At 68.2% G+C, this 13,023-nt stretch carries 12 protein-coding genes; 8 read left to right on the top strand and 4 right to left on the bottom strand.

Annotated elements, in window-relative coordinates; genetic code table 11:
* Window positions 1-64 precede the first annotated feature (64 nt).
* From WS78_RS09335 to WS78_RS09315, 4 genes are all read left to right on the top strand, one after another.
* The gene (locus tag WS78_RS09335; RefSeq protein ID WP_059577492.1) at window positions 65-2,197 is read left to right on the top strand and encodes a 4Fe-4S binding protein; all 2,133 of its coding nucleotides are present in this window, start codon (window positions 65-67) and stop codon (window positions 2,195-2,197) included.
* Between the two features lie 210 nt (window positions 2,198-2,407).
* Entirely contained in the window at window positions 2,408-4,840 is a 2,433-nt protein-coding gene (locus tag WS78_RS09325; RefSeq protein WP_059577488.1) for a DUF3772 domain-containing protein, read from the top strand.
* 276 nt (window positions 4,841-5,116) lie between these two features.
* Window positions 5,117-5,422: a hypothetical protein gene (locus WS78_RS09320; protein ID WP_063889441.1), complete on the top strand. Its 306-nt coding sequence runs from the start codon at window positions 5,117-5,119 to the stop codon at window positions 5,420-5,422.
* 172 nt (window positions 5,423-5,594) lie between these two features.
* The gene (locus tag WS78_RS09315; protein WP_059577485.1) at window positions 5,595-5,825 is read left to right on the top strand and encodes a hypothetical protein; all 231 of its coding nucleotides are present in this window, start codon (window positions 5,595-5,597) and stop codon (window positions 5,823-5,825) included.
* A 665-nt stretch (window positions 5,826-6,490) separates the two neighbouring features.
* Here WS78_RS09315 and WS78_RS09310 read toward each other — a convergent pair.
* Entirely contained in the window at window positions 6,491-6,931 is a 441-nt protein-coding gene (locus tag WS78_RS09310) for a hypothetical protein (RefSeq protein ID WP_038742906.1), read from the bottom strand.
* A gap of 495 nt (window positions 6,932-7,426) precedes the next feature.
* Between WS78_RS09310 and WS78_RS09305 the strand changes: the two genes are divergently transcribed.
* Window positions 7,427-7,717 (top strand): YciI-like protein, encoded by a 291-nt coding sequence (locus WS78_RS09305; protein ID WP_059577482.1) that lies wholly within the window; start codon window positions 7,427-7,429, stop codon window positions 7,715-7,717.
* A gap of 10 nt (window positions 7,718-7,727) precedes the next feature.
* Here the strand turns inward: WS78_RS09305 and corA are convergent, their stop codons facing one another.
* On the bottom strand, window positions 7,728-8,705 hold the full coding sequence (gene corA, locus WS78_RS09300; protein ID WP_059577479.1) for a magnesium/cobalt transporter CorA: 978 nt from the start codon (window positions 8,703-8,705) through the stop codon (window positions 7,728-7,730).
* Between the two features lie 202 nt (window positions 8,706-8,907).
* Between corA and cydX the strand changes: the two genes are divergently transcribed.
* Both cydX and WS78_RS09290 read left to right on the top strand, forming a co-directional pair.
* Window positions 8,908-9,066 carry a cytochrome bd-I oxidase subunit CydX gene (gene cydX / locus WS78_RS09295; protein WP_038743296.1) on the top strand — a complete coding sequence of 53 codons (159 nt, stop codon included), beginning with the start codon at window positions 8,908-8,910 and terminating at the stop codon, window positions 9,064-9,066.
* Entirely contained in the window at window positions 9,063-9,683 is a 621-nt protein-coding gene (locus WS78_RS09290) for an AAA family ATPase (protein WP_038742900.1), read from the top strand. Before cydX ends, WS78_RS09290 begins: the two co-directional genes overlap by 4 nt.
* A 236-nt stretch (window positions 9,684-9,919) precedes the next feature.
* Here WS78_RS09290 and WS78_RS09285 read toward each other — a convergent pair whose 3' ends face one another.
* Window positions 9,920-11,020 carry a saccharopine dehydrogenase family protein gene (locus WS78_RS09285; protein WP_038742899.1) on the bottom strand — a complete coding sequence of 367 codons (1,101 nt, stop codon included), beginning with the start codon at window positions 11,018-11,020 and terminating at the stop codon, window positions 9,920-9,922.
* Between the two features lie 488 nt (window positions 11,021-11,508).
* Here WS78_RS09285 and WS78_RS09280 point away from each other — a divergent pair, with 488 nt between their 5' ends.
* Complete coding sequence (locus tag WS78_RS09280; protein ID WP_059577475.1) at window positions 11,509-11,832, top strand: hypothetical protein; 324 nt, start codon at window positions 11,509-11,511, stop codon at window positions 11,830-11,832.
* A gap of 106 nt (window positions 11,833-11,938) precedes the next feature.
* Here the strand turns inward: WS78_RS09280 and WS78_RS09275 are convergent, their stop codons facing one another.
* Complete coding sequence (locus WS78_RS09275; RefSeq protein WP_059577472.1) at window positions 11,939-13,018, bottom strand: zinc ribbon domain-containing protein; 1,080 nt, start codon at window positions 13,016-13,018, stop codon at window positions 11,939-11,941.
* Window positions 13,019-13,023: the final 5 nt, after the last annotated feature.

The raw sequence follows: 13,023 nt of genomic DNA, 5'->3' as shown, positions 1-13,023 counted from the left end.
CCGCCGGCGACGCGGGCGCGATCGACGTCGCGCCCGCGCCCGCGCCTTCGTCAAAGTGACCAACATGAAAGCACTGTTCCGGATCATCCTGTTCGCGCTCCTCGTCGCGGCGGCCCGCCCCGGCGTCGCGTCGATCTACGAGCAGGAGCTGCCGCCCGAACTCTTCAGCCAGCCCGAGATGTGCAAGTGGACCGATTGCGCGTCCGTGCTGCCGGGCGCCAACGCGTTCTCGGCGCGCAAGGGCAGCCCGCCGTACGTCGACGCTTACGCGGACGACGGGCGCACACGCACGCTGAAGGGCTACGTGTTCCTGTCGACCGACATCGTCGACATCCAGGGCTATTCGGGCAAGCCGATCGTCACGCTGATCGGGATGGACACGAAAGGCACGATCACCGGCGTGCGCGTGCTCAAGCACAGCGAGCCGATCCTGCTCGTCGGGATTCCTGAAAGCAAGCTGCTCGCGTTCCTGCGTCAGTACGTCGGCAAGTTCGCGGGCGCGCGGCTCGAAATCGGCAACGGCGACGCGGGCGCGACGAGCGTCGACGCGATCTCGGGCGCGACCGTCACCGTGATCGCCGAGAATCAGTTGATCTCGCGCTGCGCGGTCGCGATCGCGAGCCAGGTCGGCATCGTGAAGGAAACGGTGCTGCCGCAGGCGAGGCTGCTGCCGTCGAACACGCGCTATGCGTGGCGGACGCTCGTCGAGCGCGGCGCGCTCGCGCATCTCGCGATCCGGCCGGCCGACGTCGGCGCGCCGGACACGGGCGCGCCCTATCTCGATCTCTACTACGGCTATCTGAACGCGCCCGCGATCGGCAAGAGCATCCTCGGCGACTACGAATACGCGCAACTGATGAGCCGGCTGAAACCGGGCGAGCACGCGCTGTTCGTCGTCGCGAACGGCACCGAGTCGTTCAAGGGCTCGGGCTTCGTGCGCGGCGGCATCTACGATCGCATCCAGGTCCGGCAAGGCATCAACGCGTTCACGTTCAAGGATTCCGACTACCTGAATCTGTACGCGATGCAGGCGGCCGGCGCGCCGGCCTTCGACGAGACGGGCATTTTCATCGTGCGCAGCACGCGGTTCAGCGCCGCGTATCCGTGGCAGTTCGTGTTCCTCGGCCACCGGTCCGACAAGGAGACGGGCGCGAAGACGTTCTCCGCGTTCGGCTCCCGGTACTGGCTGCCGGGCGAATTCCTCGCGGGCGGCCGCCCGCGCGTCGACGAAGACGTGCCCGCGTGGCGCAAGGCCTGGACGGCCAAGCATCTCGAGATCGGCCTGTTCGTCGCCTGGATCGCGGCCGTCACGCTCTTCTTCGCGACGCGCGAGCGCTGGGTGCGCCGCGCGACGCGCGCGGACAAGCGCTGGGTGTCGTGGCCGAAGACCGCGAGCTGGCTGATCGCGATCGGCTTCGCCGGCTGGCACGAGATGGCGCAGCCGTCGATCACGCAGGTACTCACGCTCGTCCATTCGCTCGCGGGCGGCTGGAACTGGGGGCTTTTCCTGTCCGATCCGTTCGTCTTCCTGTTCTGGATCGCGATCGCGATCACCGCGATCGTCTGGGGCCGCGGCCTCTTCTGCGGCTGGCTGTGCCCGTTCGGCTCGCTGTCCGAGCTGCTCTACAAGACCGCGCGCGCAACAGGCCTCGCGCGCCTGCAGCGCAAGCTGCCGCCGCGCTGGCACGGCCGGCTGCGCATGCTGAAGTACGCGGTGTTCGCCGTGCTGCTCGTCGTGTCGTTCTTTTCGATGCCGTGGGCCGAGAAGCTCGCCGAGATCGAGCCGTTCAAGACGACCTTCCTCGTCGGCGTCCTCAACCGCTCGTGGCCTTTCATGCTGTTCTGGACGCTCGTCGTCGGCGCGTCGATCTTCATCGAGCGGCCGTTCTGCAAGTATCTGTGCCCGCTCGGCGCGAGCCTCGCGCTGCCCGGGCGCTTGCGGCTCCTCAAGCTGCGCCGCAAGCCCGAATGCACGAGCTGCCATGCGTGCGCGGTCGGCTGCGGCTCGCAGGCGATCGACGCCGCCGGCCGGATCGATCCGATGGAATGCCTGCTGTGCCTCGACTGCATGGTCATGTACTACGACGCGCACAGCTGCCCGCCGCTCGCGAAGGAACGAAAGCGCCGCGAGAAGGCCGGCCTGCCGGTGACGCCCATCGGCAAGGACGGCCGTTACATACCGATCGAGCGGATCTGAGGTCCGCCGCGCGCCGCCGCGCATCGCGACCGGAGCCGCGCGCGGCACCGGCGCGCGGCGGCGCGCGGCATGCGCTGTCAAGAACCTTAATATTTCGTTTTCCTTTCAGTTGTTTCGGATTGTCGTCGGCGATACGCGAGCCGAAAAACCGTGGCAATCTACAGCGCATTCCGGTTGTCCGTTCGCGCAACCGATCTGTAAGGTTTCCCGATGGTCCGTTTTCCGAAATTTGCGCGCCATGTCGCGCTCGTTTGTCTATTTCATCTGTTCTGTGTGGCGCTGCCCGCCGTCGCGGCCGTCGACCTCGCGTCCGGCGCGACCGTGCCGCCCGCGCCGACGATCTCGCGCGACGAGGCCGTCGCCGAGCTCAAGCGCGTGCAGGTCACGCTCGACCGCATCAAGCAGCAGGCGTCGACCGCGACAACGTACAAGCAGCTGAACGCGCTCGACGAAGCGACGCAAGCGCTCGCGACGGACGTCGAGAAGCTGACGGCCGCGCTCGTGCCCGCGCGCGCGCAGCTCCAGGCGCAGCTCGACGTGCTAGGCCCGCCGCCCGCGCCGGGCGCCGCGCCCGAGACGGCTGCCGTCGCGCGGCAGCGCGCGGACCTGAACGCGCGCAAGACGCAGTTCGACGCCGCGCTCAAGCAGGCCGCCGACGAGAAGGACAGCCTCGTCAACCTGACCCAGCAATACTCGAAGCTGCGTCGCAGCCTGCTGCGCGACCAGCTCGTGCTGCGCTCGGGCAGTATCCTCGGCGCGCAGTTCTGGGCGCCCCTCTTCCATCCGTCGGACGACGACCGGCAGGAGCTCGACGCGTTCGGCGCGCAGATCGGGCAAATGCTGCGCGCGGCGTGGGAGCCGGGCCGGCGGCTCGGCACCGCGCTCCTCATCGCCGCCGCGCTCGCCGTGTGGACGATCGGCAGGCGGCTCGCCGAGCGCGCGCTCGCCTGGTTCAGCCTGACGAAGCTGCCGGAAACCCGCGTGCGGCGCAGCGCGCTCGCGACGTCGGTCGTGCTGGCGAGCGTCGTGACGACGGGCGTCACGGTGCAGCTCGTCTACCTCGCGCTCACGCGCGACTACGCGCTGCCGAGCGCACTGCAGGATTTCGCCGACGAGCTCGCGAAGCTCGCGCTGACCTGCGCGCTGATCGCGGGCCTCGGCCGCGCGCTCTTGTGCACGCGCCATCCGAGCTGGCGCCTGCCCGCGCTCGCCGACGAAGTCGCGCTCGCGATGCGGCCGTTCCCGGCGATCCTCGCGACGCTGCTGCTCGTCGCGGGCGCGCTCGAGCAACTGAACCGCACGGCCGACACGAGCGTGCAGGTCACGCTGTTCGGCCGCGGGATCGTGTCGCTCGTCGTCGTCATGACGATCGGCGCGTCGCTGCTGCGCGCGAACCGCGTGCGCACCGCGCTCGCCGCGGCGGGCGAGCCGCCCGAGGCGCGCTCGACGCTCGCCGGGCTGATCCACGCAGGCGTCACGCTGACCGTCGTCGCGGCGCTCGTCGCGCTGCTCGTCGGCTATATCTCCGTCGCCCGCTTTCTGACCTACGAGCTCGTCTGGTTCGAGATCGTGCTCGGCAGCCTGTACCTGCTGACCCGTCTCACGCGCGACGTGTGCGCGAGCGCGTTTTCCGCGAACCTGTCGAGCGGCAAGCTGATCAAGCATCTGTTCGGGCTGAACGACAGCCATCTCGATCAGGCGAAGACCGTGCTGTCCGGGTTCGGCACGAGCATGCTGCTGCTCGTCGCCGTGGTCGCGCTGCTGACGGGCGGCTTCGGCACGACGCCGAACGACCTGCTCGTGAGCGTGATCTCGATGTTCGGCGGCGACAAGCTGCAGCGCCTGAACATCGTGCCCGACCGCATCCTGAACGCGGCGCTCGCGCTCGCGGTCGGCCTCTATCTGCTGCGTTCGGTGCGTCGCTGGCTCGACAACGAGCTGCTGCCGGCGATCGGCATGGACCCCGGCATGCGCGCGTCGCTCATCACGCTCTTCAGCAATGTCGGCTACGTCGCGATCGTACTGCTTACGCTGTCGCTGCTCGGCGTCAAGTGGGACAACCTCGCGTGGATCGTGAGCGCGCTGTCCGTCGGCATCGGCTTCGGCCTGCAGGAAATCGTGAAGAACTTCGTGTCCGGGCTGATCCTCTTGACCGAGCGGCCGGTGAAGGTCGGCGACATGATCAGCATCTCGGGCGTCGAAGGCGACATCCGGCGGATCAACGTGCGCGCGACCGAGATCCAGCTGTCCGACCGCTCGACCGTGATCGTGCCGAACTCGCAGCTGATCTCGCAGAACCTGCGCAACGTGACGATGGGCAACAGCACGCAAGGCGTCGCGACGCTGATGCTCACGTTCCCGCTCAACACCGATCCCGAGCAGGTGCGCGACCTGCTGCTCGGCGCGTACCGCGAGCACGCGGCGATCCTCGAGAAGCCCGCGCCGTCCGTCACGTTCAGCCAGCTCACGCCGGACGGGATCACGCTCAGCGTGACGGGCTACGTCGGCAGTCCGCGCATCGCCGGGACGACGAAGAGCGATCTGCTGTTCGAGATCCTCAAGCGGCTGCGCGCGGCGGGCATTCCTCTGTCGAATCCGCAGACGCTGATGGTGCAGAACCTGCCGCCGCCGCAAAGCGAGTGATGCGATCGCGCCGCGTCGATTCACTTGCGGCGCGAGCCGATGCGAATGGGCGCGCGGCGGCGCACGGCGGCACACGGCATGCGCACCCCGGTCGCGAATGAACGGCCTTCGGCGGCTGCACGAGCGTCGTGCCTTTCCCGAGCGTCGGTCCGCCGCCCGGGACGACACGCGGCGCCGCATCGCGCGGCGCGGCGGCCGTCATCGTCATATACCGTTGCAATCCTTTACACGCGGCGGTCCGCCAACTCTCTATGATTCGGGTTACGAACCGACTTCATGGGGTTGAAAGTCATGAAAAAACTGATGCTTCTGCCGCTCCTCGCGAGCGCAATGCTCGCAGGCTGCGCTGTGTATCCGGCCGAACCCGCCGTCGGCGTGAACGTCGGCATCGGCTGGCACGGCGACCGTTATTGGGACGGCCAGCGCTACTGGGAACGCGCTGAATGGGAACGCTCGCATCCGCCGCAATACTATCGCCGTGACGACAACCGGCGCGACGACCGGCGTGACGATCGCGGCGGCTATCGCGACGGCGACCGCGGGCGCGACGACCGACGCGGCGACGACAATCGCCAGTACTGAGCCGACCGACGGCGGCGTAACAAGCCAATGCGCGGCGCCGGCCGTCCGCGCGACGCGCCGGCATCGAGCGCGTCGCGCGATTGTCAAAGATCATTCGGCGCAGGCAAACGAAAGGCACACGGCCCGCAGTCGCGCTATGCTCGTTCGCCTTATCCGACCGGAGCACATTCTCTTGAAGCTTTCGATTCTCATCGCGGCCGCCTGCGCCGCATTCGCGCTGACCGCGCTGGCGCCGGTCGCCCACGCGCAGACCTATCACTTCGGCGAAGGTCAGACGGGCATGTCCGGCGGCGCGCAGGCCACGCCGGCACGGCACGCCGTGAAAACGACGCATCATCACAAGCAGCGCCGACACCACGTGCGGCGTGCCGTGCGCGCGCCGCGCACGTACGCGCATCACTGACGTCGCGTGACGCGGGGGCCGCGCGCGGTAGGTTACGGCTCGCGGCGTTGGGCTGACCAGGCCATTGAAAAACTGGTTTGCGAGGTGCTCCTCGCACAAGGTTTTTGGGGGAGCCTCCCCCATACCGAAGCCGAACAAGCGGTTTGTCGCGCATTCAGAGAGGTCGACGATTTTCTCCGACACCTTGCAGGAGAGAATTTCAACGGCCTCTGTTAGGGCTTAGGGCTTAGGGCTTAGGGCTTAGGGCTTAGGGCTTAGGGCTTAGGGCTTAGGGCTTGCGCGAGCGCTTCTTCGCGGCCCGGTTCCCCGCCTTTCCCAACCTTCTCGCGCCACAATCTTTCCGTGCAGCGGCCGATCGCCGAATGCGATCGGGCGTCGCGCTCGCGCGCGAGTTCGCTGTCGCGGCGACCATTTACCGCCCAGCCCGCCTCCAATCGGCGCGACCGAGCACATGCCGCGCGCACCACGGCGCCCACCGCCGCGATCGGTCGTTGCAACGCGCGGGGGCCCCGCCCGAAGCCGGTCGCCGTGCGCTCACATCGGCTTCGAGCGATGAGCGACACGCCACGCGCCGCTTCGGCGGCGGCTCAATTGCATGAAGCCGATCGCCGCCGCACGCCGAAATACGCAGCACTCCCGCCGACCACCGGCCGCGAACGGCCGGCTCACTGCGGCTGCGACGCGCCGCTCGCCGCGATCGCACCGCTGATGCGGTCGATCAGCGACTTCGCCGCACCGGCGGCGAGCGCCGCATCGACGTGCGACGTCTGCCACGCGCCGTCGCTGCCCTCGGTGAACGTGAGCGTCGTGCGCAACGACGCGTCGCCTTCGTCCGGCCGCCCGTCGTGCCAGGTGATCGCGACGTTGCACGAATACGTGCGCTCGGCCACCTTCGTGCAATCGCCGACGGGCTTCACCGACGCGACGTCGGCCGCCACCGGCAGCGGCTGGCCGAGCATCGAGTTGAGCGGCCCGCGATTCTCCGCGTCGAGCGCGCGGCGCACGGCCGCGTCGATGTCGCGCTCGCCGGGGCCCGCATGGAACCAGCCGCACGCGGCGAGCATGGCGGACGACATTCCCAGTAGCAACAGTGTTCGGAGCTTCATCGATTCGTGTGGTGTCGTGTGATTCGGTGCGGCGTCGCGATCGCGCCGCCTGCGTATCGCAAAGGCATGCCGCGCGACGGTCGTGAGCGCTCGCGTACGCTCGTGCGTCTGCCGTCGCGCGATGCGTCCGCAGCGTCCGCCCGATGGATGAACATGCGGACGAACGTGCGCATTGCGCGCCAGTCTGACGCGTGCGGACGCCACGGTCCGTATCGATTTGTAACGGCGTGTTCGCCGCGACGCGCGGCAACCGCCGCGCCGCCGACGAGATTCGGCGCTCAAGCCCGCCGGGCGCGCCGACGCGAACGTTCAGGGGCGGCCGCGCGGTCGATGCGAGGTGTTCGCCCGCGACCGATTGTTACACGATGCGGCGCCCGCGAAGCCCAGCCTATACTGGCCGTTTACTGGCCGTTGCCCGTGGCCGTTGCCCGTATAACCGCCCGCCGCGGGTTCGCGCCGACGGGCCGGCATGCCCCATCCTGTGAGGAGCGCTCCATGTACTACCTGCTGACCTACGAACTCGTCGACGACTATCTCGAGCGGCGCGGCACGTACCGCGCCGAGCATCTCGAGCTCGCGAAGGCGGCCACCGCGCGCGGCGAGCTGCTGCTCGCGGGCGCGCTCGCCGATCCGACCGACGAAGCGGTGCTCGTGTTCGACGCGCCGTCGCCCGCCGCCGCCGAGGCGTTCGCGCAAGCCGATCCTTACGTCGCGAACGGCCTCGTCAAGCGCTGGCGGGTGCGGCCGTGGAGCGTCGTCGTCGGCAAGCTCGCGACGCCCGCGTGAGCACGGCGGCTCACAGCCATCCGGCCTTCCTGAAGCGTTTCCACAGGAACAGGTCGGCGGCCGCCATCACGCCGAGGCACACATAGAAGCCGTAGCGCCAGTGCAACTCCGGCATGTTGTTGAAGTTCATCCCGTAGATCCCGGCGATCATCGTCGGGATCGCGAACAGCGCGGCGAACGAACCGAGCCGCTTCGTCACCTCGCTTTCCGCGAGCGAGATCATCCCGAGGTTCACCTGGAGCGCGGTCACGAGCATCTCGCGCCGCCCTTCGATCGTCCGCACGATCCGCAGCAGATGGTCGTAGACGTCGCGGAAATAGTGGTCCATGCCCGCGCAGACCTGCGGAATCCGCCCGCCGACGAGCTTCGCGAGCGGCTCGACGAGGGGCGCCGTGTGCTGGTGCATCATCACGAGCCGGCGCTTGAGCGTGTACAGATCCTCGATCAGCGCGCGGGCGGCGGCCGTGCCCGTCTTCTCGAAGATCCGGTCCTCGAGCGCCTCCAGCTCCGCGCCGAGCGCCTCGAGGATCGGGAAATAGCGGTCGACGACCTGGTCCATCAACGCGTAGAACACGAACGCGGCGCCCTCCCTCAGCAGATGCGGCTCGCGCTCGCAGCGCGCGCGCACCGCGCGGAAGTCCTGCTCGGTGTGATTGCGGATCGACAGCACGTAGTTCGGGCCGACGAACACGTTCAGCTCGCCCAACCGAAGCTCGCCTTGCCCGTCGATCTCCAGCGTATGCAGCACCGCGAACAGCGAATCGCCGTATTCCTCGATCTTCGGGCGCTGATGGCCCTTGCGTGCGTCCTCGAGCGCGAGTTCGTGCAGATCGAACTCCTCGCCCATCCGTTCGATTTCTTCCGGCTCGGGGTCCTTCAGCGCGACCCAGACGAAGCACTCGGGCTTCGCGACGTAGTCGCTGATGTCGTCGATGTCGATGTCGGCCAGCTTGCGGCCATCCTGGTATGCGGCGCAATTGATCAGCATGCTGTTGCTAGGTTCGAAGCGATTCCGGCGCACAGTTTAGCCGCTCTCGCGCGAAGCGGCGGCGACGCGTCGCTTGCGCGGGCCGCCGATATTGGTCATGATCGGCGTCGTGCACGCGTCGCCGCCCGCCCTCGCGCGAAGCGGCGCTCCCTCGAATCGTCCGGCGGCCCATGCCGCCGTCCTGAGCGTCAAGGAGGCAGCGATGTGGTACTTCGCATGGATTCTCGGCATCGGCGTCGCGCTCGGCTTCGGCATCATCAACGCGATGTGGCTCGAAGCGAGCGGCAATTTCCCGACGGGCTCGCCCGACGACGCACACCGGGCGAGCGAGCCCGCCGCCCCGGAGGGCAGCCGTTCGTGACGTATCTGGTGTTTTTCTGCGGCCATGCCGGCACGGGCAAGACGACGCTCGCGAAGCGGCTGATCCGGCCGCTGATGAAGACGACGGGCGAAGCGTTTTGCCTGCTCGACAAGGACACGCTGTACGGCCGCTACAGCTCGGCCGCGATGGGCGCGCTGACGCACGACCCGAACGACCGCGACAGCCCGCTTTATCTTCAGCATCTGCGCGATCCCGAATATCAGGGGCTCCTCGACACCGCGCGCGAGAACCTCGAGCTCGGCATCAGCGTGATCGTCGTCGGCCCGATGTCGCGCGAAGTGCGCGACAGGCGCCTCCTGGACCGCGCGTGGCTCGGCATCGGGCCCGACGTCGAGCTGCGCATCGTCTGGGTCCACACGGCGGAGGAGACCGCGCACACGCGGATCGTCGCGCGCGGCAACCCGAATGACGCCTACAAGCTCGCGCACTGGGACGAATACCGGCAGCGCCGCTTCATCCCGACGGGCGAGCAGTGCGAAGGCCTCCTGATGTTCGACAACACCGCGCCGTCGGATGCCGACGTCGGCGCGCTCCTCGATCACATCGCACCGCCGCCCGCGCGCGGCGCGTCGACCGTGCCGCCGCTGCCCGCCTGACGCGGCGAATCGCGACGGCTGTCCCATTTCCGTTTCCGACACGGCTTGCAAAAAACGCCGGGCGGCCCTACGGCCGGCCCGGCGTCGTTTCGCGGGGTCTTTGCGGTCTTTGCGGTCTTTGCGGTCTTTGCATCGACGCGCCTCGATTCACGTTGACGCGCCGCGCTCCGGTCGGCACCGCTCGTCGCGACGGAGCCGCCCGCCGCGCGCAACACGCGTCGCGCGCGGCGCAGGCATTACGCGAGCGCGTGCATCCTCTCGAGCGTGCCGCCCTCGTACAGCTTGCCGAAGCGGTTCGCGAGGAACGCGTGCAGCGGCACCTGCTCCTGGCGCACGAAGCCGCTCTGCGGCAGCTTCTTTTCGCGGAACAGATCGAGCACCGCGCACATCGCGCCCGCCGTCGTGATCTGGATCGCGCTCATCGGCATTGCGCAAACTTCCTTCGCGAAGATCTTGCGCGTGAACACGTCCTGCACGAGCTGGCCGTGCTTCATGCCCGTCACCGTGACGAACACGAGCACGACGTCCTGCTTCGTCGACGGCACCGCGCGGCGCATGATCGCCTTCAGCGTGTCGCGATCGGTCGACAGGCGCAGATCCTCGAGCAGGAACTGGATCAGCTCGCGGTGGCCCGGATAGCGGACCGACTTGTAATCGAGCGTCTCGACCTTGCCTTCGAGCGTCTCGCACAGCGTGCCGAGGCCGCCCGACGTGTTGAACGCCTCGTATTCGATGCCGTCGAGCGAGAAATGCTCGAGCCCCTCGAGCGGCTGCACCCATTGGCGGCGGCCGTCGCGAACCGCTTCGCACGGCTGGCAGTATTCGTTGATGAGGCCGTCGACGCTCCACGTCAGGTTGTACTTCAGCGCGTTGGTCGGATACTCGGGCAACGCGCCGACGCGCATCTTCACGTCGCGCACCTCGGAGAAGCCGTTCACGAGCTCGTGCGCGGCGATGCCGATGAAGCCGGGCGCGAGGCCGCACTGCGGCATGAACGCGCGGTTCGCGCCTTCGGCGAGCTCGCGGATCGCGCCCGTCGCGCGCACGTCCTCGGTCAGATCGAAGTAATGGACGCCCGCGGCCTTCGCGGCGGCGGCGACGTTGACGGCCAGGTAGTACGGCAGCGCGTTGACGAGCGCGTCGAAGCCCTTCACCGCTTCGCGGATCGCGGTCGCATCGGCGGAATCGACACGCAGCGTCGCGATCCCTTCGTTCGCGAGCTTCGCGAGCGCGTCCGGATCGCGGTCGAACGCGACGACTTCGTAGTCGCCGGTTTCGCGCAACAGATGAGCGATGGTGTGACCGATGAGACCCGCGCCGACGATGGCGATTTTCATGTCGTTCTCTCCTGACAAGGTGATTGTTGTAAGTGGCGTGTTGCCCTGTCGGAAAGTGTAGGGATGTGCAAAAACACTTTGTAGACGAAAACTGATGCGGATCGACGCGAATTTTCGACGGATTGCCGATCGTTTTCGACGATTCGTCGAAAACGATCGGCGGGCGGCCGATTCGAGCGGACCGCCCGCCTGTGCTGCTCCGCGATATTGCCGCCGCGTGGCCACCATATCGCCACCATGTCGCCGCGACGCGCCGCAAGGCATCGGCCGCCATTCGACGCGCGTTGCCCGCCCACCAGATTTCGCAGCTTGACGGCACGCTTTCGGCTTTCTTAGGCTCGATCGCGGGCATCGTCGCGCCGCATCGCGCCGTGACGCATCGATCCCGCCCGGCTCCGGCGCGCCGCCGGCCCATCGCCGCGCCCCTACGGGCGGCCGGCTCGTCCGAGGCCGGCCGGTCTCGGACGCATTCGCTGGAAAGAAGAACAATGACAATCGTCACCCGGAACGCAGGCCGTCTGATCCGTCTTGCCGTCGTCGCAGGCTTCGCGTCGCTCGCCGCCGCGCCTGCCGCTCACGCGGCAAAAGTCAGTCAGGAGGGGCGTTGCTCGATCAAGGAAGGCGCGCCCGCCGACCCGTGCAAGGCCGACCGCGGGCGGTCGGCCACGGGCGTCGTCCCGGGCAACAGCCACGACGCGTGCACGGCAGCCAAGAAGCTCGCGCGGGAAAACCTGCAACGGCTCGTCTCGAACAAGACGTGCATGAGGTACACGGACTGCAACAAGCCCTGCAAAGTGATCGAATCGCCGTAACCCGGCCGCGCGCGCAAACGGCCGCCCGCCACACACCCATGACACACCCATGACGACCCATGACGCGCCGGCCGCGCGTCATGCGTGATGCGTGATGCGTGATGCGTCACGCGTCGTCCGCGCGCCGCCGCTCGTCTTCCGCACGGCTCACCGACGCCCCGCAGCCGCTGCAAAACGGGAAAAACGCGAAGTTGCGCGTGCCGCACCCGCACGGCTCGAACAGCTTGAGCCCGCAGTGGATGCAGAACGTCGCGCCGTCGCCGCCCAGGTTCCATGGCTTGTCGCACGACGGGCACAGCTTCTTCTGATACGCGGCGATCGCCTTGTCGTAACCGATCGCCTGTGCGCGTTCGCGCTGGCTGCGCCGCATCTCCTCGCGCTTGCGCTCCACGTACCGCTGGAACGCGCGAAGCATGTAGACGCCCGCGAACACCGTCAGCACGATGCCGACGATGACGCGCACGTAGCCGCCGAAGCTCGGCAGATACGGCACGAGCTCGACGAAGAACGCCGTCAGCGCGAACATCCCGAAGCCATAGACGAACGGCCAGTAGCGCACTTTCCGGTAACGGACGAACAGCCAGACCGCGAGCACGAGGATCGGCAGCGTGAATGCGAGCCGCCACGCGAACACGACGAGCTCGTAGCGCCGGCTTGCCTGCTCGAAGCGCTGCTCGGCCTGCGTCCGCGATTGCGCGAGCTGCGCGCTCACGTCGTCCTGGCGCTTGCGCAGCGCGTCGAGCTGATCGGCGATCTGATCGTGCCGGCGCTGCCATCCGGCCACGGCTGCCTGCAGCTCGTCGAGCTGGCGCGTGCGCGCGAGCACCTCCGGGTTGCGGCTCGCGTCGCCCGTCGCGCTGCGCGTCGCGATCCAGTTGCGAAAGCTCTCCTTCGCCTGGTCGTAGTCCTGCTGCGCGCGATTGCGGGCGGTCGCGAACGCGTCGGCCTTATCCGTCAGCGCGCCCTGCTCGCGCTGCAGTTCCCGCTGCGACGCGCGCAGCGCGGCGTCCGCCTGCGTGTCGGCGTAGCGCGCGAGCGTCGGCGGCCCGCCGCGCGGCGCGAACGCCATGTCGCGGATCACGAGGCTGCCCAGCATGTTGAGGAACAGCGCGAACGCCACGGCGATGCCCCACGACGCGATCTGCAGCAGCCGCTCGGGGCGCGAATAGGTTTGGCTCGTCGTCATGATCC

Origin of the sequence: Burkholderia savannae, from assembly GCF_001524445.2 — a bacterium.
In the GTDB taxonomy this organism is placed as follows: domain Bacteria; phylum Pseudomonadota; class Gammaproteobacteria; order Burkholderiales; family Burkholderiaceae; genus Burkholderia; species Burkholderia savannae.
Note: the sequence above shows the minus strand (reverse complement) of the source record. Positions and strands in the feature narration are given on the sequence as shown.

Bases quoted from the DNA above. Each gene is read 5' to 3' on its own strand.
- WS78_RS09335 (WP_059577492.1), top strand. From the start codon at position 65: ATGAAAGCACTGTTCCGGATCATCCTGTTCGCGCTCCTCGTCGCGGCG.
- WS78_RS09325 (WP_059577488.1), top strand. From the start codon at position 2,408: ATGGTCCGTTTTCCGAAATTTGCGCGCCATGTCGCGCTCGTTTGTCTA.
- WS78_RS09320 (WP_063889441.1), top strand. From the start codon at position 5,117: ATGGGGTTGAAAGTCATGAAAAAACTGATGCTTCTGCCGCTCCTCGCG.
- WS78_RS09310 (WP_038742906.1), bottom strand. From the start codon at position 6,931: ATGAAGCTCCGAACACTGTTGCTACTGGGAATGTCGTCCGCCATGCTC.
- WS78_RS09305 (WP_059577482.1), top strand. From the start codon at position 7,427: ATGTACTACCTGCTGACCTACGAACTCGTCGACGACTATCTCGAGCGG.
- corA (WP_059577479.1), bottom strand. From the start codon at position 8,705: ATGCTGATCAATTGCGCCGCATACCAGGATGGCCGCAAGCTGGCCGAC.
- cydX (WP_038743296.1), top strand. From the start codon at position 8,908: ATGTGGTACTTCGCATGGATTCTCGGCATCGGCGTCGCGCTCGGCTTC.
- WS78_RS09285 (WP_038742899.1), bottom strand. From the start codon at position 11,020: ATGAAAATCGCCATCGTCGGCGCGGGTCTCATCGGTCACACCATCGCT.
- WS78_RS09280 (WP_059577475.1), top strand. From the start codon at position 11,509: ATGACAATCGTCACCCGGAACGCAGGCCGTCTGATCCGTCTTGCCGTC.
- WS78_RS09275 (WP_059577472.1), bottom strand. From the start codon at position 13,018: ATGACGACGAGCCAAACCTATTCGCGCCCCGAGCGGCTGCTGCAGATC.